The following is a 21120-nucleotide window of genomic DNA, read 5'->3' as shown; positions in this document are numbered from 1 at the left end:
GGGTGACGGAAAAAGAGGTGGGCTTAAGCCAGCACGCCCATGATGTCGGACTCCTTCATGATCAGGAGCTCCTGGTTGTCGAGCTTGACCTCGGTGCCCGACCATTTGCCGAACAGCACGCGGTCGCCGACCTTGAGGTCGATCGGGATCAGCTTGCCGGCCTCGTCGCGGCCACCCGGGCCGACGGCGACGATCTCGCCCTGGGACGGCTTTTCCTTGGCCGAGTCCGGAATGATGATGCCACCCTTGGACTTCTCCTCGGCATCGATACGCTTGACCACGACGCGGTCATGCAGTGGGCGGAAGGTGGATTTAGCCATGACGTTCCCTCTTGGAGGCTCGGTTTCAGGTCCGGTTCATCGAGACCGGCGTTGAATGCCGGCCCGGTCGGCGCCAGGCAGGACGCCCGGCGCATTTAGCAATCGTGGTGCGAGAGTGCTAATTGCGGGCCGGGAAATATGGCTTTGCGGGTTTTCTGTCAAGCAAAGTGGTTAAGGCCTTGGTGAGGCCAATATAGGATGGTGGACCGGAAACCAAATCGTAGCGATGACGTAATTTTGTCAGACGTCGTTGCTCCGCCTTAAGTTTTACGCTTGGCTGCAGGACGGGTGCGGCCAGGACATAGTCGGGGGATGCATATGATCAGGTCACTCAACGCGCGATTGGTCGCACGATTCGCGGCTGTCTCGGCGCTGACGGCACTCTTGGGGGCGTGCAGCAGCTTCAGCCTGCCGTCCTTGTCGTCGAACCCCGAGCCGGCGCCCTCCGAACCCGGGGGGGCCCCGGAGATGCCTGCGTCGATCCGCCCCGATGAGATCGTCGGCCGCTGGGGTCTCGCCTCGTTCCAGAATCCCGCCGACCGCGCCCGCACCGAGGCCGCGGCGCGCGGCCAGTGCAAGCAGCCTTACGTGATCGGCGCCGGCCAGAACGGCGGCGTCATCATGCATCTGGCCGACCAGGCCACCCCGCAAGAACTGCGGCTGAAGGGTTCCCCCGGCGGCAAGAACTATATCGGCCCGCCAGGACCTGTGCCCGGCGAACAGGACCGCGAGATCATCTCGTTCGACGGCCGGGTCTTGATCACCCGCTTCGTCGACAAGGACGCCGCCACCCGCTACGGCAACATGGTCTACGTCCGCTGCGCGCCACGGGCGTAACGGCGGGGCATCCGTTTTATCTCCGGCTAGCGCCACATCGGCAGTCCGCCTCTCCCCTTGTGGGAGAGGCCGGATTGCATCGCCAGATGCAATCCGGGTGAGGGGTCTCTCTCCGCGAATCCAACTCTGTCATTTGAACTCGTGGAGACAGACCCCTCATCCGGCGCCATAGCCGATGCGAAGCATCGGCGTTCTACGAGACGGCGGCCGGAAGGCCACCTATGCCACCTTCTCCCACAAGGGGAGAAGGGAAGAAGGGTCGCCGCCAGCCCGAATAAAAAACGCCGGCCCGAAGGCCGGCGTTTTTTATTCGGATCCGACAAATCTCAGTTGAACATCGCGTCGATGTCGTCCTGCGAGGCGTGGCCGGCGTCGCCGTCGAGCTTCGGGCCGTTGAGCAGGCGGGCGTCGCCCTCGCGAGTGTCGACAACAGGCGGGACGTGCGTCTTGATGGCGTCGACTCCGCCCCAAATGTTCATCATCTCGTTGATGTGCTGCTCGATGAACTTCATCGTCTGCATCACCTTGTTGATGCGCTGGCCGGTGAGGTCCTGGAAGTTGCAGGCCTCGAAGATCGAGACCACGCGTTCCTGGATATCCTCGCTGAGCCGCCTCTGCTGGTCGGGGGTGACGTTGTTGGCGAGCGCCGACGCGGCCTGGTCGATCGCCTCGACAGCCTCGAGGATCTGCTGGGTGGCCTGTTCGGTGCCGCCGACCACGGCGCCGAGCTCGCCATTGACCTTGGCCATCTCCTCGCCGTTGAAGCTCTTGCCGTGCAGCACGGCGATCTCGCGCTTGGTGCGGCTGATCGCGTCGTGGATCAGGTCGAGCTCGACCTTGAGCTTCTCGCACTGTTCGACCTGGGCGCGATAGGTCTCGAGCATCTTATGCGTCTCGGCGACCTCGCGGGCCACGATGGAATCGACGCTGTCGGCGGTGCGCTGCGCCGGTGCTGCGGCCATCTGGGCGCGGATCGAGCGAAGCTCGGCCATGATCTCGCGATGCATCGGACCAAGATCGGCGCCGCCGATGGCCTCCGGCTCCGCCATCACCACTTCGCCCATCGCCTGCTCGACACGAAAACGCTTGCGCTTCACTGACATGATTTGATTCCCGCCCCTTCACTGAGGTCCGTTCTAGCGAGAGGTGATTTAACGTCAGGTTCACGCGGAACAATTTGCGCGCACGGCGCGCGGCGGCCAGCGCTACCGGCGATTAACCATGTTGCCGCGGCGTTCACGCAAAATAAACGCTACCCGGCAAAACCGCGCGCTATTGCCGGGATGGTGAATCGAAACCGCCGATCCGTTTACCAAGCCGATGCGGTTTTCATTGCTTATTGACCACGTGCAACGGCGCTCGTCGCGCCCTCGCGCATCACCTCACGACGAAACCAGTACAGAGTACGTCGATGTTCAGGAAAACCACGCTTGCGCTGCTTGCCGGCGCCTCTTCTCTTATTGCCGTCCCTCATCACGCCATGGCGATCGACGCGGTGTCGCCCGCCGAGCCCACCGTGATCTACGCCAACCAGGGCGCGCCGCAGCCGCCGATGCGCACCGCCTATGTGCAGCCGCAGCGCTCCAGCATGGGCGGCGGCTTCATCGAATTCCTGTTCGGCGATGCTCCGTCGTCGCAGGGATATTCGCCGCAGATGTATCAGCAGCAGCCGGGCTATTACGGCAACCGCCTGCCGCCGATGGATCCGCAGCAGCAGATGATCCGCCAGCAGGAAGAGGCCGCGGGCGATCCGGCGCAGCGTCCGTTCGATCCGCGATATGAAAAACAGCTGGTCGACTATCACGGCAAGGAAGGCGTCGGCACCATCGTGGTCGATACGCCGAACAAGTTCCTCTATCTGGTGCAGGGCGATGGCCGTGCGATGCGCTACGGCATCGGCGTCGGCCGGCCCGGCTTCACCTGGGCCGGCGTCAAGACGATCTCGGCCAAGAAGGAGTGGCCGGCCTGGACGCCGCCGCCGGAAATGCTGGCGCGCCGCCCCGATCTACCACGGCACATGGAGGGCGGGCCGGAGAATCCGCTCGGCGCACGCGCGATGTATCTCGGCTCCTCGCTGTACCGCATTCACGGCTCCAACGAGCCCTGGACCATCGGCACCAACGTGTCGTCGGGCTGCATCCGGATGCGCAACGAGGACGTCATCGACCTCTACGGCCGCGTCAATGTCGGCGCCAAGGTCGTCGTGATGTGAGATTGTCTGCGTAGCCCGGATGCAGCACAGCGTAATCCGGGACAGTTGTGCAAGCTGAGAGATTTCCCCGGATTTCGCTTCGCTGCATCCGGGCTACGGATTGATCAAAATAAAACGGCCGCTCGATGAGAGCGGCCGTTTGCGTTTAGACGACGCGCACGCGCTTACGCGTAGTTGCTGTCATCGCTTCCGCCGTCGAATCCGCCGTCATCATCGTCATCATTGTCGAAGCCGTCGGAATCGTGGTCGGTGTTGTAGTTGTCGTCGTTGCTGTTGTTGCTGTTGTTCGAGGCCTGGTCGAACAGGCCTGAGCGCGAGCTGGAATTGTCGTTGCCGCGGCCGGATGAACCGACGTCGTTGATCCCGGCGTCACGTGCGAGGTCGCTCGACGACTGGTCGCCGCCCCAGGGACGCGAACCGCTGCCCAGGCCGCCGGCATCGGCCAGCGACTGATGGCTGCCGCCACCCATCATGCCGCGGATGCTGGAGAGCAGCAGCCCGCCGCCGACCACACCGGCCGCGGCTGCAGCCGCCGTGCCGAGGAACGAGCCGCCGCCGCTACCGGGAGTGCCGCCGCCGAAGGCCGGGGGCTGCGGGCCGCCGTAAGGCTGGCCGTATTGGCCCTGGCCGTATTGCTGCGGCGGCTGGCCGTAGTTCTGGCCGTAGCCGCCCGCCTGCTGCGTCGCCTGGCCCGAGTTCCAGACCGGGCGGCTGCCGCCGATATCGGGGGCGCGGACCGGGGGCACCGAGCCGTGCGGCTGGCCCTGTCCGAAGATCGCGTCGCGCATCGAATCGAGGAAGCCGCCGCCTTGCTGCTGTGCACCCTGCTGCTGGCCGACCGCGGCCTCGAGCTCCTGGATGCGATCATGGGCGCGCTTCAACGCCTCGTCCTGCACCAATGCGGTCTGCACCAGCGCGTAGACCGCATTCGGCGCGCTGCGCAGGCCCTGCACGATCGCGGACATGGCCTCGCCGTCGCGCGGGGCATTCTCCAGCTTGGCGAGCCGGTCGAAGAGATCGTCGATCAGTTGGCGTTCTTGCGGTGTCATGGCGTTCTCCATCGCGTCGATCGAATCGCCGCGCCCGAGATGTAGGACGGGCTTTGTGGCGCAAGGAGTGGGGGGCCCAATTAAATTTATGTATGCGACAATACGACCGGCGGCTTTTCGTGAACCTAAAGCGGTTTCGAGCGAAGTGGGTACCAATTCGTGCGAAGGAAACGCGTCAAAACAAGGGTCAGGCCAGTGTAACTTTATTCAGGGCGAGCAGGGCCGGGAAATCGTCGCCTGCCAGATAGGCATGTTCGGTCTCGCGCTGCGTCGTCAGGGGGTCGAGGCTTTTCAGCGTGTCATCGACGAAACCGGGATGGCACATCACGAGGCCGCCGTCGGGCATGCCGTCCAGAAAGCCGCGCATCAGCGCCGCGAAATCATGCTCGCGCATGAAGTCATAGGCGCCGGCGAAGGCCGGATTGAACGTCAGGCCGGCGCGGGTCGCTTTCGCCCGGAATTGCGTGCTGAGCACGTTCAGCACCAGAGCCTTCGGCCCGACCAGCCGTGCCAGGGGACCGTCGCGTCCGCACTGCCGCACCCAGGCCTGCGGCGCGCGCTCCTTCACCGCGCGCAGGAAGCCGTCGCGCGCCTGCGGGAACAGCTGCGCATGCTGATGGCCGTCGACGAAATCGGGGGCGCGGCCGAACAAATCGTGGAAGGCATCGAGCTGCGCCAGCACCTCGGCATGCACGAGCTCGGCGTCGAGCCGCCGCATCAGCCCGGCGCGCAACAGTTTTGCGAACGGCAGGAACATGTCGCCGTCGAGCGGGCGGAAATGCATCGTCAGCGGCCGGAACGGCGCGGTCAGCGTCACATGCAGCCCGATCGCGCAGCGCGGGCTGTTCGCGACCGAAGCCTGCAGCGCCGCCGCAGCCTCGCGGCCGATCGCCGGCGTCACCGTCATCACCGAGGTCGCGTTGAGGCGGCCGCGCTCGATCAGGTCCCGGATGGCGCGGTTGACGCCGTCACTCAGGCCGTAATCGTCAGCACACAGCCAGATCCGGCGTGGCGCAGCGGCATCGCTCATTCGGCGGCGGTCCGCTCGGCGGCGCTTTGCGCCGCCCCGCCGTCGGCGTGCTTTTCGGTGTGCTCGGCGACGAAGTAGATCGGCCGCGCCTTCAATTCGGAGAGGATCTTGCCGATATATTCGCCGACGATGCCGATCATGATCAGCTGCACGCCGCCGATCGTCATCACGCCGATCATCAGCGAGGGATAGCCGGGGACCTGCTTGCCGGTGGTCAACACTTCCCAGAGGATCGAGAGACCGAACAGGAAGGCCGCGCCCGCGAGCAGCGCGCCGAGCAGGCTGGCGAAGCGCAGCGGCGCCACCGAGAACGAGGTCAGGCCTTCGATCGACAGGCCGATCAGCCGGCCGGCATTGAAGGTGGTGACGCCATGCGCGCGCGGCGCCGGCTCGTAGTCGACGCGGATCTGCCTGAAGCCGATCCAGCTGGCGAGCCCCTTGAAGAAGCGGTTGCGCTCCGGCAATTGCCGCAGCGCTGCGGCCGCGCGCGGCGACAGCAGGCGGAAGTCGCCGGCATCCTCCGGGATCTTCTGCCGCGCGCCCCAGTTGATCAGCGCGTAGAAGCCGCGCCCGGCCAGCCGCCGGAACGCCGATTCATTGTCGCGATGCGCCTTCGCCGTGTAGACCACGTCGTAGCCGTCATCGATCCAGTGCGCGACCAGCTGCTCCACCAGCGTGGGCGGATGCTGGCCGTCACCGTCCATGAACAGCACCGCGCCGCGGCGGGCGTGGTCGAGGCCGGCCATCAGCGCCGCCTCCTTGCCGAAATTGCGCGACAGCGACACCACCTGCAGGTCCAGCCCATCGGCGGGCAGGCCGCGGGCGATGGCGAGCGTGCTGTCGGCGCTGCCGTCGTCGACATAGACCACTTCGCAAGGAAGCCCGTAGCGGGCGCGCAGCGACTTGGCGAGATCGATCAGCCGCTGGTGCAGCGCCGCAAGCCCGGCGGCCTCGTTGTAGACGGGCACGACGATGGACAGACCCTGCGCGGCGGCGGTCTTGGCGGTTGTGGTCAGGCTGGAAACGTCAGAGCCCAGCATCATCGGTCAGGTTCCAGAACTAAGCGCGTTTTCGAGCGAAGCGGACATCCGGCTCGCGTGAGGAAAACACGTCAAACAAGAGAGCTTGAACAGAATATGGTACCGCGGGGCAGCTGTCGCCAAGATGAACGGCCTTGCCGGCTCATTGTCGCAGGAACGCCTCGAGCCTGGCGAACAGCGGGTTCTCGCGGTCGAACACATAGTCCAGCGACACCACCGACACGGTTTCCGCGCCGTGGTCGCGAAGGAAGCTGCCGAGCGCGTAGAGCTTGCCCGGTGGGCAGTGCAGCGTAAGCATGCCCGACGAGGTCGGCCCCCCGAACGGGGCGACCACGCCGAAACGGTGATGCGCCTCGGAGAGCAGCGCATCGTTGCAGCCGGCAAAGCGGGTGCGGACCTCGCGATACTTGCTGGCACGGGCGCGCGCGGCGATGTGGTCGAGGATGACGCGCGCGGTCTCGCGGGCGCCGGTCGACCAGTCGGCATCCCGCGACGCCACCAGATTGGCCTGGCTGCGCAGCATGACGCCGTCGTCGAGCACCTTGAGCCCGTTGGCGGCGAGCGTCGCTCCGGTCGTGGTGATGTCGACGATCAATTCCGCGGTGCCGGCCGCGGGCGCGCCTTCGGTAGCGCCGGCGCTCTCGACGATACGGTAGTCGCCGACGCCGTGCTTGGCGAAAAAGCCGCGCGTCAGATTGATGTATTTGGTCGCCACCCGCATGCGGTGATTGTGCTGCTCGCGGAAACCGGAGGCGACGTCGTCGAGGTCGGCCATGGTGCGGACGTCGATCCAGGCCTGCGGCACGGCGACCACGACATTGGCATAACCGAAGCCGAGGCCCTCGATCATCAGCACGCGCTTGTCGGCATCCGGAATGCTCTCGCGCACCAGATCCTCGCCGGTGACACCCAGATGCACGGAACCGCGCGCCAGATTGGCCGCGATCTCGCTCGCCGAGAGATAGGCGATCTCGACATTGTCGACGCCTGAGATGGTGCCGCGATAGTCGCGCGCGCCGCCGGCCTTCGACAGCGTCAGCCCGGCGCGGGCGAAGAAGCCTTCCGCGTTTTCCTGCAGGCGTCCCTTGGACGGGACGGCGACGACGAACGGCGTGCTCATGGGGCGCCTCCGCGGCCGGCGGCCTTGCCATGCCGGGTCATCGCCTCGATCCAGACCGAGAAGCCGACCGCCGGGATCGGGCTCGCCGAGCCGAGCTGCGTCATCAGCCCATCGTAGCGGCCGCCCGCGACCAGCGGCTCGGCGCCGTTGCCCTTGGCGTGCAGCTCGAACTCAAAGCCGGTGTAGTAGTCGAGGCCGCGGCCGAACGCGGTCGAGAACCGCGTCTTCCTGGTGTCGATGCCGCGCGCCGCCATGAAGCCGACCCGGCTCTCGAACTGGTCGATCGCGGCGGCAAGGTTGAGCTTCGCGTTGTCGGCCAGCGCGCGCAGTTGCGCGACTGCGTCGTCGGGGTCGCCCGATATCGCAAGGAAGCGCTTGATGATGGCGACCGCGTCGCGCGGCAGCGCGCCGGCCTTCAGCGTCGATTGCTCGAGGAAGCGATCGGCGATCTCGGCCACTGTGCGCCCGCCGACATTGGTGGTGCCGGCGATCGACATCAGATCGGTGACCAGCGCCAGCGCCGCCTTGCGGTCGGAGCCGGCCAGTGCGGCGAGCACACCCTCATATTCGTTGCGGCCCGGCGCGGTCGCGAGGGTCAGCTGCTCGATGTCGTCGGTCAGCGAAACCTTGCGGTTGAAATCCTTGATCAGCCGGCGCCGCCAGACCGGGTAGAGCTCGAGCGCATCAATCAACGCATTGAACAGCGCGACGTCGCCGGTGCGGATTTCGACATCGCTCAAGCCAAACGCCGTGGTCGCCTCCAGTGCCAGCGCCAGCATCTCGGCATCGGCTGCGGCGCGGTCCTGCCGCCCGAACGATTCGATGCCGGCCTGCAGGAACTGGCTGGGCTGGCCGCCGCGATAGCGGAACACCGGCCCGAGATAGCTGAAGCCGGCCGGCTGGCCGGCCCTGTTGGAGGCGAGGTAGTCGCGCGCCACCGGGATCGTGAGGTCCGGGCGCAGGCAGAGCTCCTCGCCGCTCGGGTCGGTCGTCAGATACAGGCTCTTGCGGATGTCCTCGCCGGAGAGGTCGAGGAACGGCTCGGCCGGCTGCAGGATCGCGGGCTCGGACCTGACATAGCCGGCCTGCCCAAACGAGGCCAGCAACGCATCCGCCCAGTCGGCGGATCCGGCGGCGGATCGTGGTGCGGCAGCTTCGGTCATCTCGACGTCCAATTCGCCCCGAAATCGCGGTTCCAGAGCGGGTTCCATGGGTGGTGTTGGCGGAGCCCTTAGCATGGTCGGCCCGGGCTTTCGACAGGGATCGGCCAAGTGGCTTAATGATTGGGTTCGTTAACGATTTTGCGACGGCTTGGCTAGGGAAAGATGTTTTCCTTCATCCTGGCTACGCGCTGCGGCACGGGCGGTCCACCTCTCCCGCTTGCGGGGGAGGTCGGATTGCATCGGAGATGCAATCCGGGTGGGGGCTCTCTCCACTCAAAGAATCTCGTTGCGGCGAGACCCCCACCCCAACCCTCCCCCGCAAGCGGGATAGGGGGCGCAGTCCCTTCTTGGCTACGAGTTCGCCCCCCAATCCCCCAGCGCCGCCTGCACCAGGGCCAGTGCGGCGACGGCAGCGGTGTCGGCGCGCAGGATGCGCGGACCGAGCGCGAGGCGGAGGATGTTGGGCTGGCGCAGCAGCAGGGCGCGCTCCTCCTCGGCAAAGCCGCCTTCCGGGCCGATCAGGACATCGATCCCGGCCTTCGTGGCCGTTGCCGCCTGCAGCGCCTGCACCGGGTTCGCGACCTCGGCGGCCTCGTCGCAGAACACCAGCAGGCGCGCCTGGTCGCGCCCCGTGAGGAAACGTTCCAGCGGGAGCGGATCGGCGACCTCGGCGAGCGAGATGATCCCGCACTGCTCGGCGGCCTCGACCACATTGGCGCGCATCCGCTCGCTATTGACTCGCGACACCTGGGTGAAGCGGGTCAGCACCGGCACCAGCCGCGCGGCGCCCATCTCGACCGCCTTCTGCACCATGTAGTCGAGCCGCGCATGCTTCAGCGGCGCGAACACGTAAGCGACGTCGGGCAGGCGGTCCTGCGCGCGGGTCTGCGCCGCGATCGAGAGCGTGTCGGGGCGCTTGCGGCCACCAATCTCGGCGCGCCATTCGCCGTCGTGGCCGTTGAACACCAGCACGCTGTCGCCGGCGCCAAGCCGCAGCACATTGCCGAGATAGTTGCTCTGGTCGCGTTCGAGCGCGACGGTCGCGCCGGCGCCAAGCGGCGCATCGACAAACAGGCGGGGGCTGCGAAAATCGAGTTCAGGCATGTCCTATTCCGGACCGCGCTTTAGCCCAAAAGGCAAGGCGGCCTTATTGCTTCGTGGCAAATTTACCAAGCTGAGCAATACCGTAGTCCCGCGGACTCGTCAGGAACTCGCCGGCCAGCGTAGTAAGGACCTGTCGATGTATTGCTTCTGTTACCAAGTCATTGGTTAAGTTCTTAAGTCCAAAGTTCCTAAGCCCAAGGGGTCGCTTGCACGCGGCCCCTTTTGCTTTTCAGTCACCTCTGCGCGGCGTGGGGTCGCAAATCCAGACTGTGGCATGACCAAATCGGGATCAGGTATATTTGATGGTCCGGTTTTACCGCCGTTCGTAGCCTAAAGGCTTATAAACGAGGAACAATTTAATGTGGCCGGCGTGGCCCTACGCCGCGCTGTCGCCCAAATCGACGGGTTGTTAAGGCGCCACAGGAATCGTAAAACGCCCCCAAATTCGTTGCTTCGTTTTTGTTGCGCTGGGGTTGCCTGGACCTTTTGCCGGAGAGACACCCTCGATGATCCGCCGCCTGATCGTGCTGACCGTTGCCGCGACCGCCCTGTCTGTGGGGCAGGCCGCTGCCCAGAGCGCCTTTCCGGCTCCGCTGCCCAATCAGGCCGGCAAGGCTGGCACCGCGTCCGATCCGGCGTTTCCGCCGGTCAATGGTATGCGTCCAAGCCAGGCCGGAACCGCCTCGGATTCCGCATTCCCGCCGGTTAATGGCGCGCCGGCAGCCAGGGTCGGCGCGGCGCCGTCGGCGTTCCCGAGCAATGGTGCGGCGCCCATAGCCGGTGGCGGGTTGTCCTCGCCGCCGCCTCCGCCGAGCGAGGCGGGTGGCGCCAGCGAGGCCTGCATGAAGAATTTCGTGCCGCTGCGTGAGGAAGCTGAGAAGCGCGGCAAGGCGATCAAGGCCGCGAGCGATCGCCACGCCAGCCCGCAGGAGGCCTGCAAGCTGATCGGCAATTACAGCCAGGCCGAGGTCAAGATGATCAAATATGTCGATACCAACGCGGCCAAGTGCGGAATTCCGCCGCAGATCGCCAACCAGCTCAAGGACGGCCACAAGAACACGGAAGCGCTGCTGAAGAAGGTCTGCAATGTCGCAGAGCAGGCGGCGGCGCAGCCGCGCGGCCCCGCTGGGCCGTCGCTGAGCGACGTGCTGGGTTCGTCCGCTTCGCTGCCCGAAGCGACCCCGACCAAGAAGGGCGGCAGCACCTTCGACACGCTGAACGGCAACGTCCTCACCCGATAAGGGACCGCCCGATGATCGACTGCTCATGAGCGACGTCTCCGCCCGCGTTGCTGACTCCACAGGCAACTGGGTGGACACCCATGCGCCGGTCTGGTCGCGACCCTATCTGCGGCTTGCGCGCTACGACCGGCCGATCGGCTCCTGGCTGCTATTGATGCCGTGCTGGTGGTCGGCTGCGCTCGCCGCTGGCGGCGCGCATGATGTCCGCTCGCTGCCGCTCGTCGTGCTGCTGTTCTTCATCGGCGCCTTCGTGATGCGCGGCGCGGGCTGCACCTGGAACGACATCACCGATCGCGATCTCGACGCCAAGGTCGAGCGCACGCGGTCGCGGCCGATCCCGGCCGGGCAGGTGACGGTGACGCAGGCGGTCGTCTTCATGGTGCTGCAGGCGCTGATCGGGCTTGCGGTGCTGCTGCAGTTCAACCGCTTTGCGGTAATGACCGGCATCGCTTCGCTTCTGATCGTCGCGATCTACCCGTTCATGAAGCGGATCACCTGGTGGCCGCAGGTCGTGCTCGGCCTCGCCTTCTCCTACGGCGCGCTGATGGGATTTGCGGTGACGCTCGAACGCATCGATGCAACGGCGATTGCGCTCTATGCCGGATCGATCGCCTGGGTGATCGCCTACGACACCATCTACGCCCACCAGGACGCCGAGGATGACGCGCTGATCGGCGTCAAATCCACCGCGCGCCTGTTCGGCGCACGCACCCACCGCGCGCTGGTGATCTTCTATGGTCTCGCCGTGCTGCTGATCGGCGCGGCGTTCGCGCTCGCGGGCGCACGCTGGCCGGCCTGGATCGGCCTTGCCGCATTTGCGCTGCATCTCGCCTGGCAGGTCCGCCGGCTCGACACCAGCGATCCCGCGCTCTGCCTGCGCATCTTCAAGTCCAACCGCGACGCCGGCTTCATCCTGTTCGCAAGCCTCGTCGTCGATGCGGTGATGCGGGCGGCATAACGGCCCTGCGAACTGCCCCGGAATGACCGTGAGGTGAGCACGCCTCTCAGGCTCCCTCTCCCCTTGCCCATCCCATCGCGCAGGGAAAGCCGGATTGCTCCGGTTACACCTGTGGTCCTACCCCCGAGCTTTCCACCTTTTGCTCGGGGCCCATGGGTGCGATCGGCACCCGGCTTTCCCTGCGCCCTCTGCGAGAGAGAGGGCGGAATGAAAAGCAAAGCTCCGACGGTTCATGTCGCGAGAATGCGGGTGTTTGGCTCAGGTCGCGCAACACACGAAGTGTCGTCCTGGCGAAAGAGGTGAGAGGCGTGGAGCGCGGTGAAATGACCTCAATTCCGCGCGATGATCTCGCGCTCGTCGCGATGCACGCTGGCCTCGTTGAGCTGAACGCCGGCGCGGCGGCGGACCAGGAATTTCGGGCGGCGGGCGCGGATCGCGTTGCGGCGACGGCGGCGCGCCGCCGGCTGGCGCGGCGCCGGCTCGGTCAGTTGCGGGAGACGGAAGATGTCGCTCCACATCTGCCAGGCGGACGTGATCTCCTCGGCATCCGAACTGGTGCCGAGCGGAATGGAGAGCGCGGGATCGCGGTGAACCAGCACCAGCATCTGCGCGTCGTCGATGCCGCGCAATGCGACGCCGAGGAAATCGCTGACGCGAACATTGACCGCCATCCGCATGCCGAGAACGGCACGGCGCAGCACGACATGTTCGCGATGAAGCTCGACCTGCCGCGTGCCGCCATCCGCGCGCGCATCCTGCGCGTGGAAAGAGAGCGGAAGGGAAAGAGGGTCGAGCCGCAACGCGCAGCTCGACCCGGCGGAATTGATTCCGCTTGTTGGTGTTTGACGCCTCAAAGCCTTATCTCCCCGCCGGGATTATGTTCCCGGTCGATGTGTGAGAGCCTAGCCGAGCGATGGCCGTTTCGGCTTAAAAAGCCTGGTTAACCCATCCTCACCTGGCGCCATGATTGACAAGAGGTTGGCCCGCATGATTGACGAAGCGTTGCGCCGATCACTCAAATCTTTGTTGCCCGCCGGTGCAAAGTGCTTGAAATCCCTGTGAATCCTGCACATCTGGTGGGTCTGTCGACCTCGTTCCGGGCCTCCCCTCAATCCGCAGGAATTCGTTCGTGAACCCTTCACCATCTGCATCGTCGTCGCGACACGGCGATTCCTCCGATCTGTTCGACCAATCCGGCCTCAGCGACCTCGCGCAGCGTCTCGTCGAGGCCGCGAGGCGCGCCGGCGCAGATGCGGCCGATGCGATCGCGGTCCGCGGCGTCTCGCAAGGCGTCGAGGTGCGCGACGGCCGCGTCGAGGAAACCGAGCGCTCCGAAGGTGACGACGTGGGGTTGCGGGTGTTCGTCGGTCAGCGCCAGGCGGTGGTGTCGACCAACGATATCAGCGGCGACGGGATCGCAAAGCTTGCGGAGCGTGCGGTGGCTATGGCGCGCGTGGCGCCCGACGACAAATATGTCGGTCTGGCCGATCCTGCGCTCCACGCCCATGATTTCCCGGATCTCGATCTGCTCGATCGCAAGGTCCCGACCACGGCCGAGCTCGAGCAGCGCGCCATCGAGGCGGAGGCCGCGGCGCTCGCGGTCAAGGGCGTCAGCAAGTCCGGTGGTGCGTCGGCCTCGACCGGGATCGGCGGCATGGTGCTGGTCACATCGACCGGCTTTCACGGCTCCTATCTGCGGTCCAGCCATGGTATCTCGACGACCGCGATTTCCGGTGAGGGAACCGGCATGGAGCGCGACTATGATTTCACCAGCGCGCCGCATGGGTCCGATCTCGATTCACCCGCTTCCGTCGGCCGCAAGGCCGGCGAGCGCGCGGTGGCACGGTCGAACCCGCGCAAGGTCGAGACCTGCAAGGTGCCCGTCGTGTTCGATCCGCGGGTTGCCGGCTCGATCGTCGGCCATCTGGTCGGCTCCATCAACGGCGCCTCGATCGCGCGCAAGACCAGCTTCCTGAAGGACAAGCTCGGCGAGCAGCTGTTCTCCAAAAATATCCGTATCATCGATGATCCCCTGCGCGTACGCGGCCTGCGCTCGCAGACCTTCGATGCCGAAGGCGTCAAGGTGAAGCGAACGGCGCTGATCGACGAGGGCGTGCTGACCACCTGGGTGCTGGACTCGGCGACCGCGCGCGAGCTCGGCCTGGTCACGACGGGGCATGCGCATCGCGGCGTGTCGTCCTCGCCGTCGCCCGGCACGTATAATCTGCATCTCGAGCCCGGTGCGGTGACGCCGAAGGAGCTGATCTCCGACATCAAGCAGGGCTTCTACGTCACCGACCTGATCGGTTCCGGCGTCAACGGCGTGACCGGCGATTACAGCCGCGGCGTGTCCGGCTTCTGGATCGAGAACGGCGAGATCACCTATCCGGTCAGCGAAGTGACCATCGCCGGGCATCTGCTGCCGATGTTCAAGTCGCTGGTCGCCGCCAACGATCTGGAATTCCGCTACGGCGTCAATTCGCCGACGCTGCGCATCGAGGGCCTGACGCTTGGCGGACGCTGATACGGACGACTGGACCAAGGCGCGCGATGCTGTCTTGCTGACCCGGCCGGTGCAGGAAGCCGGTCGGCTCGCGCTGTCGCTGTTCCGCACCGAATTGAAGAACTGGACCAAGGGCGCGTCCTCGCCGGTCTCCGAGGCCGACATCGCGGTCAACGACCTGCTGGAGCAGCAGCTGCGTTCGGCGACGCCCACCTATGGCTGGCTGTCGGAGGAAAGCGCCGACAACACGGCCCGGCTCGGCAAGCGCTTCACCTGGATCGTCGATCCGATCGACGGCACCCGCGCCTATCTCGCCGGCCGCGAGGACTGGTGCGTCAGTGTGGCGCTGGTTGAAAATGCAGCTCCGGTGCTCGCGGCGGTGTATGCGCCGGTGAGCGAGGAATTCTTCTTTGCCGCCCGCGGGCAGGGCGCGACCCTGAACGACAGCGCCGTGCATGCAACCGCAGGCACCGAATTCGATTTTTCCCGCATGGCCGGACCGAAGCCGCTGGTGCAGCGGCTCAGCCCGACGTCGGACGAGATCACGCTGTTTCCGCGGATCGGATCGCTGGCGCTGCGGTTGTGCCGTGTAGCACAAGGTCGACTTGACGCCGCCTTTGCGGGCGGGCAAAGCCGCGACTGGGATCTTGCCGCCGCGAATTTGATCGTGCAGGAAGCGGATGGTAAGATGACCGCGCTCTCGGGGGAAGCGATTGAGTACAATCGCCGGGAGGTGACGCATGGGGTGCTGGTGGCAGCAGGACGCGAACGTCACGCACGCATTGTCGAGCATTTTCGCAACCGTCCATTGCCGTGAGACCCCGCCGATCCGCGCCGTTCCTCCGATTGCGACGACCAGACGTTACGACAGACTTGTGACGACCACGACTTTGCCGGGCATCTCGTTAGGAAAAACCATCATGTCAGACAATGCCCAGCCGCAGCTGCTCCACCTCGTCATCGGCGGCGAGTTGATCGATCTCGAGCACAACACCTTCAAGAACCTGGACGAAGTCGAGATCGTCGGCGTCTATCCGAACTATGCGACCGCCCATGCGGCCTGGAAGGCGAAGGCGCAGCAGACCGTGGACAACGCCCAGATGCGCTATTTCGTCGTTCACCTCCACCGGTTGCTCGATCCTGAGCAGGACACAAAGCACTCCCATTGAAACGACTACTTCGCGATCTGCTGCGCAGCGGCTTCGTGCAGCGCGTGCTGGGTGTGCTTGCGGCCGAGTATCTGCGGCTGGTCTGGCACACCAACCGCTTCAGCTACCAGCCGCCTGACGTGTATGGGATCGTCGAGCCCTTGATGCCGGCGATCTTCGTGTTCTGGCACGGCCAGCACTTCATGACGCCGTTCATCAAGACCAAGGAGAGCTACCGCGCCAAGGTGCTGATCTCCCGCCACCGCGACGGCGAGTTCAACGCGCTGGCGGTGGAGCGGCTCGGGATCGGCACGATCAGAGGTTCCGGCGACCATTCCGGCGCGTTCCATCGCAAGGGCGGCGTCGGCGCTTTCCTGGAGATGGTTCGGACGCTGGAAGACGGCTGCAACATGGCGACCACGGCCGACGTGCCGAAGCGGGCGCGGGTGGCGGGTCTCGGCGCCATCATGCTGGCGCGGGAGAGCGGCCGGCCGATCATCCCCTTTGCGATGGTCACCAGCCGATTCATCCGGTTGAAAAACTGGGATTCGACCACCATCAATTTGCCATTCGGGCGCGGCGCAGTGGTAGGTATTGAGCCGGTCTATGTGCCGCCCGATGCCGATGCCGCGACGATGGAGAAGCTTCGGCAGCACGTGGAGAACCTTCTCAACGAAGCGACCCGACGCGCCTATGCAGCCGTCGGGCGGCCGGAGGCAACGCTTGGCTAGCTCGCTACCGATGACGTTGCGTGTGTACCGCAAGCTGTCGTCCGCGATGGTGCCGCTCGCGCCTGCCCTGATCAAGCGGCGGCTCAAGCTCGGCAAGGAAGATCCCGAGCGCGTCGGCGAGCGGCGCGGCATGAGCGCCGATGTCAGGCCGCAGGGGCCGCTGGTGTGGATCCACGGCGCCAGCGTCGGCGAGGTGCTGGCGGCGGCAGGGCTGATCGAGCGGTTGCGCGCGCTCAATTTGCGCATCCTGCTGACCTCGGGCACGGTGACCTCGGCCGCGATCGTGGCCAAGCGCTTTCCGCCCGACGTGATCCACCAATATGTGCCGTACGACTCACCGCGCTATGTGACGCGCTTCCTCGATCACTGGCATCCGTCGCTGGCGCTGTTCATCGAGTCCGATCTGTGGCCGAACCTGATCCTGTCGTGCGCGGCGCGGCGGCTGCCGATGGTGCTGATCAATGGACGGATGTCGCAGCGCTCGTTCCCGCGCTGGCGCCGGGTCTCCAACACCATCGGGGCGTTGCTTGGACGGTTCGACATCTGCCTTGCGCAGTCGAACACTGACGCTGAGCGCTTTGCCGCGCTCGGCAGCCCGAATGTCGTCGTTACCGGCAACCTCAAGCTCGACGTCGCGGCGCCGCCGGCCGATCCCGCCAAGCTGGAGCGGCTGATGTCGGTGACGCGTGGCCGTCCGATCGTGGTTGCCGCATCGACCCATCCGGGCGAGGAAGAAATCCTGATCGAGGCGCACAAATCGCTCGCCGGCTTCTTCCCCGGGCTGCTCACGGTGATCGTGCCGCGGCATGCCGCGCGCGGCGAGGCGGTGGCGCGGCTGGTGACGGAGGCGGGCCTGCGCCCCGGCCTGCGATCGCACGAAGACTTGCCGGTTGCGACCACCGATATCTATGTCGCCGACACGATGGGCGAGCTCGGCCTGTTCTACCGGCTGGCGCCGATCGTGTTCATGGGCGGCTCGCTGGTCGCCCATGGCGGCCAGAATCCGATCGAGGCGATCAAGCTTGGCGCTGCGATCGTGCACGGCCCGCATGTCTTCAATTTCACCGACGTCTATGACGCACTCGATCGTGCCGGCGGCGCGCGGCGCGCCGACGATCGCGAGGCGCTGGTCAAGCAGCTTGGCCAGTTCCTCGCCGATCCCGCGGCGCGCGACACCTCGCTGGGTGCCTCCGAACGCGTCGTCGAACAACTCGGTGGTGCGCTGGAGCGCACGGTGACCGCTCTCGAGCCCTATTTGTTGCAGTTGCGGCTCGAGATGGGAGCCGCCAATGCGTGAGCCGGCCTTTTGGCACCGGCCGTCGTCCTGGATATCGCAACTGTTGAGACCGCTTGCCGCGCTGTACGGCGCGGTGGCCGCGCGGCGCATGCAGCGCGCCGGCATCGACGCCGGCATCCCCGTGCTTTGCGTCGGCAATTACCACGTCGGCGGCGCCGGCAAGACGCCGACCGTGCTGGCGCTGGCAAAACTGCTGCGCGAGCTCGACGAACGGCCGGTCGTGCTCAGCCGCGGTTATGGCGGCAGGCTTGCCGGCCCGGTCAAGGTCGATTCCGACAGCCACACCGCGGCAGATGTCGGCGACGAGCCGCTGATGATGGCGGCGAGCCTGCCGGTCGTGGTGTCGCGCGACCGCGCCGCGGGTCTGGCGCTGGCGCGGGCGCAGAACGCCAGCGTGATCCTGATGGATGACGGCTTCCAGAACCCGTCGGTCGCGAAGGATTGCTGCCTGATCGTGGTCGACGGCACGCGCGGCATCGGCAACGGCCGCGTCATTCCGGCCGGACCGTTGCGCGCGCCGCTGCCGCCGCAGCTGGAGCGGACCGACGCGCTGATCGTGGTCGGCGAGGGGCGTGCGGCGCAGGACATCGCGGCCGAGATCGCCTCCCGCGGCAAGCCGGTGCTGCCGGCGCATCTGACGCCGGACGCGGCTTCGCTGGCGGCGCTGCGCGGCACGCGTGCGCTCGCCTTTGCCGGCATCGGCGATCCCGCGCGCTTCTTCAATTCGCTGCGGTCGAGCGGCGTCGATGTCGTGCGCAGCAGGGCTTTCGCCGATCACCACGCCTTCACGAAGGACGAGATCGATCAGCTCGTCGCTGACGCCCGAGATAATGGCCTGACGCTGGTGACGACGGAGAAGGATTTCGCGCGCCTGCGCGGCACCGATGCGGCGAAGACGATCGTGCCGTTCGCGGTGACGTTGCAATTCGCCGACGTTGGCGCGCTGCGGCGCCTGGTGGCCGATCAGCTGTTCAAGGCGCGGGACAGGAGGCTGCGCAAGTGAACCTGGCCTCGAGCTTAGGCCTGCGGCTTGAGCACGCCGGGATGGTGGCGCTGCAGCACGGCGGTCGGGGTGGCGTAGGCCTCCTGCAGGTCGACGCTCCAGTACTTCAACTCGTCGAGCGGAATCCGGACATCGGTGATCGCACAACGCACGAAGGTGCCGGGCGAGATCACGCGGAAATCGCCGTCAAGATATTGCACCTGCGCTTCGCCATGGCCCGAGGGACCGAACTTGTTCAGCACGATTGAGCTCTCCGCCTTGCCTCTGACGAGGCAGCCTTAAATGTTCATGAAGCCGTCTATCACAGATAGGCGGGCATGTCCGCCCGTTAAACCACCGACTTGTGATGATTTGGCGGCGGAAGCGCATGGTAGCGTTGCACGCGTGGTTCGCCGCGTTTGCAGCGCCATGACGAGCCGGCCGGATCGGATGCGCCTCAAGTCAGTTTTCATGTGTCTCGCGATGCTTGCCGTGCCGGCCGCGGCCGCAGCGCCGCTTCCGGCCCCGCATCGGGTCGAGATTCCCGAAGGCAATGTCACGCTGCATGCGCAGCTCTACCGGCCCGATGGCGACGGGCCGTTCCCGACGGTGATCGCGCTGCACGGCTGCGGCGGTCTCGCCGGCCACTCTGAGCAGGTCGCACTGCGCTATCGCGACTGGGCCGAACAGCTCCTGACCTCCGGCCATGCGGTGCTGCTGCCGGACAGCTACGGCTCGCGCGAGCTTGGTCCGCAGTGCCGCATCAGGGAGCATCAGGTCCAGACCCGCCGTGCGCGGGTCGCCGACATCAATGCGGCGCGGCAGTGGCTGGTGCAGCAGAAATGGGTGGCGAAGAGCCGCATCAGCCTGATCGGCTGGGGCAATGGCGCGGCCGCCTTGCTGTGGGCGGTGCGGCCGCAGCTAGGAGCCCGTCCAGATATGTTTTCGTGACGGGCATTTGTTGTAGAGTAGCAGGCTCAGGCTGCGTTTGCGAGGTTGAACAGCTTGAGGAGGTTATGGACGGTGCAGATCATTGTCCACTCGGCGCGCACTTTCTCGATGCCCCGCAACAGGAACTGGCGGAAGCCTCTTGCCTGTTTGATCTGCCCGAACACCGGCTCCACCACTTGCTTTCGCAATCGGTAGGGTGTTTCGAAGCCGCCATCGTCGATCTTCTTTCGCATGGCCTGTGTCAGCGGGCCGCCGACTTTTCCGTTCGCTACTGTCGGGTGCTTGGCGCGTCCGGGCGCGACATAGCCATCGATGCTGCGTGTGTCGAGCGCTTCGAGATTGGCTTCGCTGCAGTAGCCGGAATCCGCTGAGGCCTGCCGCGGCTTGCGGCCAAGATTGCTCTCGATGGCCTCGATCAGGGGCACCAACTGGCCCTGATCGCTGCCGTGCTGGGTCAGTTCTTGCGCGACAATGATCTGGGCATGTGCATCGACGGCCGCCTGGGCATTATAGGCCTGAACGAAGCCATCCTTCGACTTCATGATGCGGCTTTCCGGATCGGTGAAGTTGCGTTGCGCCTTGGGATTGGGTTCCTCCGATGGCAGCGCCGCCGGTTTGCCCGGCTTCTTGCGGCCTTCGGCCTGGCGCTGCTGTTCCTTTTCGGCCTCGATGCGGCGCTCTTCCTCCGCCGCCAGTTTGGCGTCCGCTTCCAGCGCCGCCATCGCTTGCTGGATCTTCGCCAGCCGTTTCTGCTTGTCGACGGTCCAGTCCGGCAGTTCGTCGCTGTTGCCGAAAGTCTCATCCTCCGAGGCATCCGCCGCCTCGGCGGCCGCCAGCATGCGAGCGACCTCGGCCTTCAATTCCGCCTCGCGCTTCTTCATGCGCTCATAACTCATCGCCTTGTGTTTCGACGCGTTCGCCTTGATCTTCGTACCATCCAGCGCGACATGACCGAGCTTGACCAGCCCGGCCGTCTCGCACAACTTCAGAACCTGCACGAATAGCGCGCCGAGCGCCTTCAAATGTCGCTTGCGAAAGTCGCTGATCGTCCGAAAATCCGGCGCATCCAGCGCCACGATCATCACAAAATCGTTCCGCTCCCGGCAGGCCTTGGCAATCCGACGCGACGAATACAGCCCACTCGCATAGCTATGCAGCAGCAGCGCCACCATCATCCGCGGATCAAACGGCGGCTGCCCAAGCCCGCTCACATAGCTGCCCATGATCTCCCTGAGATCGAGGCTCTCCCGCACCAGATCAACCATAAACCGCGAGACATGGCCTTTCGGCACGAAGTCCTGCACATTCGGCGGCAGAAGCAGCGTCTGATCGATGTTCCAAGGCCGAAAATACTTGCTCATCGCCCAATGTTGAATCAGACCCGACCAGATTTGAACAGCGACTATCCAGACAAGCTCCTAGGGCAAGGTGGTC

At 65.6% G+C, this 21120-nt stretch carries 21 protein-coding genes and 1 pseudogene; 11 read left to right on the top strand and 11 right to left on the bottom strand.

The window, feature by feature from the left end; all coding sequences use genetic code 11:
- Positions 1-23: 23 nt before the first annotated feature.
- Positions 24-320: a co-chaperone GroES gene (locus HAP54_RS02525; RefSeq protein ID WP_018269780.1), complete on the bottom strand. Its 297-nt coding sequence runs from the start codon at positions 318-320 to the stop codon at positions 24-26.
- 318 nt (positions 321-638) lie between these two features.
- Between HAP54_RS02525 and HAP54_RS02520 the strand changes: the two genes are divergently transcribed.
- Positions 639-1157, top strand: a complete 519-nt coding sequence (locus tag HAP54_RS02520; protein ID WP_166298641.1) for a hypothetical protein — start codon at positions 639-641, stop codon at positions 1155-1157.
- A gap of 326 nt (positions 1158-1483) precedes the next feature.
- On the opposite strand, the gene HAP54_RS02515 is transcribed toward HAP54_RS02520, so the two are convergent.
- Positions 1484-2260, bottom strand: coding sequence for a protein phosphatase CheZ (locus HAP54_RS02515; protein ID WP_166298640.1), 777 nt, complete (start codon positions 2258-2260; stop codon positions 1484-1486).
- Positions 2261-2568: 308 nt separating this feature from the next.
- On the opposite strand from HAP54_RS02515, the gene HAP54_RS02510 reads away from it, so the two are divergent.
- The gene (locus tag HAP54_RS02510) at positions 2569-3369 is read left to right on the top strand and encodes a L,D-transpeptidase (RefSeq protein ID WP_166298639.1); all 801 of its coding nucleotides are present in this window, start codon (positions 2569-2571) and stop codon (positions 3367-3369) included.
- A gap of 164 nt (positions 3370-3533) precedes the next feature.
- Here HAP54_RS02510 and HAP54_RS02505 read toward each other — a convergent pair whose 3' ends face one another.
- From HAP54_RS02505 to HAP54_RS02480, 6 genes are all read right to left on the bottom strand, one after another.
- On the bottom strand, positions 3534-4418 hold the full coding sequence (locus tag HAP54_RS02505) for a DUF2076 domain-containing protein (protein WP_166298638.1): 885 nt from the start codon (positions 4416-4418) through the stop codon (positions 3534-3536).
- Between the two features lie 187 nt (positions 4419-4605).
- Positions 4606-5448, bottom strand: coding sequence for a ChbG/HpnK family deacetylase (locus HAP54_RS02500; RefSeq protein ID WP_166298637.1), 843 nt, complete (start codon positions 5446-5448; stop codon positions 4606-4608).
- Positions 5445-6491 carry a glycosyltransferase family 2 protein gene (locus HAP54_RS02495; protein ID WP_166298636.1) on the bottom strand — a complete coding sequence of 349 codons (1047 nt, stop codon included), beginning with the start codon at positions 6489-6491 and terminating at the stop codon, positions 5445-5447. Before HAP54_RS02495 ends, HAP54_RS02500 begins: the two co-directional genes overlap by 4 nt.
- Positions 6492-6630: 139 nt before the next feature.
- The gene (hisG, locus tag HAP54_RS02490; protein WP_166298635.1) at positions 6631-7608 is read right to left on the bottom strand and encodes an ATP phosphoribosyltransferase; all 978 of its coding nucleotides are present in this window, start codon (positions 7606-7608) and stop codon (positions 6631-6633) included.
- On the bottom strand, positions 7605-8771 hold the full coding sequence (locus HAP54_RS02485; protein WP_166298634.1) for an ATP phosphoribosyltransferase regulatory subunit: 1167 nt from the start codon (positions 8769-8771) through the stop codon (positions 7605-7607). The genes hisG and HAP54_RS02485 overlap by 4 nt, the downstream gene beginning before the upstream one ends.
- 351 nt (positions 8772-9122) lie before the next feature.
- Complete coding sequence (locus tag HAP54_RS02480; RefSeq protein WP_166298633.1) at positions 9123-9875, bottom strand: 16S rRNA (uracil(1498)-N(3))-methyltransferase; 753 nt, start codon at positions 9873-9875, stop codon at positions 9123-9125.
- Between the two features lie 506 nt (positions 9876-10381).
- Between HAP54_RS02480 and HAP54_RS02475 the strand changes: the two genes are divergently transcribed.
- Positions 10382-11116, top strand: coding sequence for a hypothetical protein (locus HAP54_RS02475; protein ID WP_166298632.1), 735 nt, complete (start codon positions 10382-10384; stop codon positions 11114-11116).
- A gap of 25 nt (positions 11117-11141) precedes the next feature.
- Complete coding sequence (gene ubiA, locus HAP54_RS02470) at positions 11142-12074, top strand: 4-hydroxybenzoate octaprenyltransferase (protein WP_166298631.1); 933 nt, start codon at positions 11142-11144, stop codon at positions 12072-12074.
- A gap of 329 nt (positions 12075-12403) precedes the next feature.
- On the opposite strand, the gene HAP54_RS02465 is transcribed toward ubiA, so the two are convergent.
- Positions 12404-12928, bottom strand: a complete 525-nt coding sequence (locus HAP54_RS02465; protein WP_166298630.1) for a DUF6101 family protein — start codon at positions 12926-12928, stop codon at positions 12404-12406.
- A 275-nt stretch (positions 12929-13203) separates the two neighbouring features.
- Here HAP54_RS02465 and HAP54_RS02460 point away from each other — a divergent pair, with 275 nt between their 5' ends.
- The 6 genes from HAP54_RS02460 to lpxK all read left to right on the top strand — a co-directional run bounded on the left by HAP54_RS02460 (position 13204) and on the right by lpxK (position 18756).
- Entirely contained in the window at positions 13204-14598 is a 1395-nt protein-coding gene (locus HAP54_RS02460; protein WP_166298629.1) for a TldD/PmbA family protein, read from the top strand.
- Positions 14585-15394 (top strand): 3'(2'),5'-bisphosphate nucleotidase CysQ, encoded by an 810-nt coding sequence (locus HAP54_RS02455; RefSeq protein ID WP_166298628.1) that lies wholly within the window; start codon positions 14585-14587, stop codon positions 15392-15394. Before HAP54_RS02460 ends, HAP54_RS02455 begins: the two co-directional genes overlap by 14 nt.
- A gap of 103 nt (positions 15395-15497) precedes the next feature.
- The gene (locus HAP54_RS02450) at positions 15498-15746 is read left to right on the top strand and encodes a DUF4170 domain-containing protein (protein WP_166298627.1); all 249 of its coding nucleotides are present in this window, start codon (positions 15498-15500) and stop codon (positions 15744-15746) included.
- A complete protein-coding gene (locus HAP54_RS02445; protein WP_029079220.1) occupies positions 15743-16456 on the top strand; it encodes a lysophospholipid acyltransferase family protein in 714 nt (237 codons plus the stop codon). Before HAP54_RS02450 ends, HAP54_RS02445 begins: the two co-directional genes overlap by 4 nt.
- Positions 16419-17753, top strand: coding sequence for a 3-deoxy-D-manno-octulosonic acid transferase (locus HAP54_RS02440; protein WP_166298626.1), 1335 nt, complete (start codon positions 16419-16421; stop codon positions 17751-17753). Before HAP54_RS02445 ends, HAP54_RS02440 begins: the two co-directional genes overlap by 38 nt.
- Positions 17746-18756, top strand: coding sequence for a tetraacyldisaccharide 4'-kinase (gene lpxK / locus HAP54_RS02435; protein WP_166298625.1), 1011 nt, complete (start codon positions 17746-17748; stop codon positions 18754-18756). The genes HAP54_RS02440 and lpxK overlap by 8 nt, the downstream gene beginning before the upstream one ends.
- A gap of 14 nt (positions 18757-18770) precedes the next feature.
- Here the strand turns inward: lpxK and HAP54_RS02430 are convergent, their stop codons facing one another.
- Positions 18771-18998, bottom strand: a complete 228-nt coding sequence (locus HAP54_RS02430) for a DUF2093 domain-containing protein (RefSeq protein WP_016848019.1) — start codon at positions 18996-18998, stop codon at positions 18771-18773.
- 187 nt (positions 18999-19185) lie between these two features.
- On the opposite strand from HAP54_RS02430, the pseudogene HAP54_RS02425 reads away from it, so the two are divergent.
- Positions 19186-19668 (top strand): annotated as a pseudogene (locus tag HAP54_RS02425) (dienelactone hydrolase family protein); the annotation flags it as partial.
- 44 nt (positions 19669-19712) lie between these two features.
- Here HAP54_RS02425 and HAP54_RS02420 read toward each other — a convergent pair.
- Positions 19713-21047: an IS1182 family transposase gene (locus tag HAP54_RS02420; protein WP_166202952.1), complete on the bottom strand. Its 1335-nt coding sequence runs from the start codon at positions 21045-21047 to the stop codon at positions 19713-19715.
- Between the last annotated feature and the right edge of the window lie 73 nt (positions 21048-21120).

It is taken from the genome of Bradyrhizobium sp. 2S1, assembly GCF_011516625.5.
GTDB classification, from domain to species: domain Bacteria; phylum Pseudomonadota; class Alphaproteobacteria; order Rhizobiales; family Xanthobacteraceae; genus Bradyrhizobium; species Bradyrhizobium septentrionale.
Note: the sequence above shows the minus strand (reverse complement) of the source record. Positions and strands in the feature narration are given on the sequence as shown.

Coding starts and splice junctions, on each gene's coding strand:
- HAP54_RS02505 (WP_166298638.1), bottom strand. CDS start 4,418: ATGACACCGCAAGAACGCCAACTGATCGACGATCTCTTCGACCGGCTC.
- HAP54_RS02495 (WP_166298636.1), bottom strand. CDS start 6,491: ATGATGCTGGGCTCTGACGTTTCCAGCCTGACCACAACCGCCAAGACC.
- HAP54_RS02475 (WP_166298632.1), top strand. CDS start 10,382: ATGATCCGCCGCCTGATCGTGCTGACCGTTGCCGCGACCGCCCTGTCT.
- HAP54_RS02450 (WP_166298627.1), top strand. CDS start 15,498: ATGTCAGACAATGCCCAGCCGCAGCTGCTCCACCTCGTCATCGGCGGC.
- HAP54_RS02480 (WP_166298633.1), bottom strand. CDS start 9,875: ATGCCTGAACTCGATTTTCGCAGCCCCCGCCTGTTTGTCGATGCGCCG.
- HAP54_RS02500 (WP_166298637.1), bottom strand. CDS start 5,448: ATGAGCGATGCCGCTGCGCCACGCCGGATCTGGCTGTGTGCTGACGAT.
- lpxK (WP_166298625.1), top strand. CDS start 17,746: ATGCGTGAGCCGGCCTTTTGGCACCGGCCGTCGTCCTGGATATCGCAA.
- HAP54_RS02510 (WP_166298639.1), top strand. CDS start 2,569: ATGTTCAGGAAAACCACGCTTGCGCTGCTTGCCGGCGCCTCTTCTCTT.
- hisG (WP_166298635.1), bottom strand. CDS start 7,608: ATGAGCACGCCGTTCGTCGTCGCCGTCCCGTCCAAGGGACGCCTGCAG.
- HAP54_RS02420 (WP_166202952.1), bottom strand. CDS start 21,047: ATGAGCAAGTATTTTCGGCCTTGGAACATCGATCAGACGCTGCTTCTG.
- ubiA (WP_166298631.1), top strand. CDS start 11,142: ATGAGCGACGTCTCCGCCCGCGTTGCTGACTCCACAGGCAACTGGGTG.
- HAP54_RS02525 (WP_018269780.1), bottom strand. CDS start 320: ATGGCTAAATCCACCTTCCGCCCACTGCATGACCGCGTCGTGGTCAAG.
- HAP54_RS02515 (WP_166298640.1), bottom strand. CDS start 2,260: ATGTCAGTGAAGCGCAAGCGTTTTCGTGTCGAGCAGGCGATGGGCGAA.
- HAP54_RS02485 (WP_166298634.1), bottom strand. CDS start 8,771: ATGACCGAAGCTGCCGCACCACGATCCGCCGCCGGATCCGCCGACTGG.
- HAP54_RS02440 (WP_166298626.1), top strand. CDS start 16,419: ATGCAGCCGTCGGGCGGCCGGAGGCAACGCTTGGCTAGCTCGCTACCG.
- HAP54_RS02520 (WP_166298641.1), top strand. CDS start 639: ATGATCAGGTCACTCAACGCGCGATTGGTCGCACGATTCGCGGCTGTC.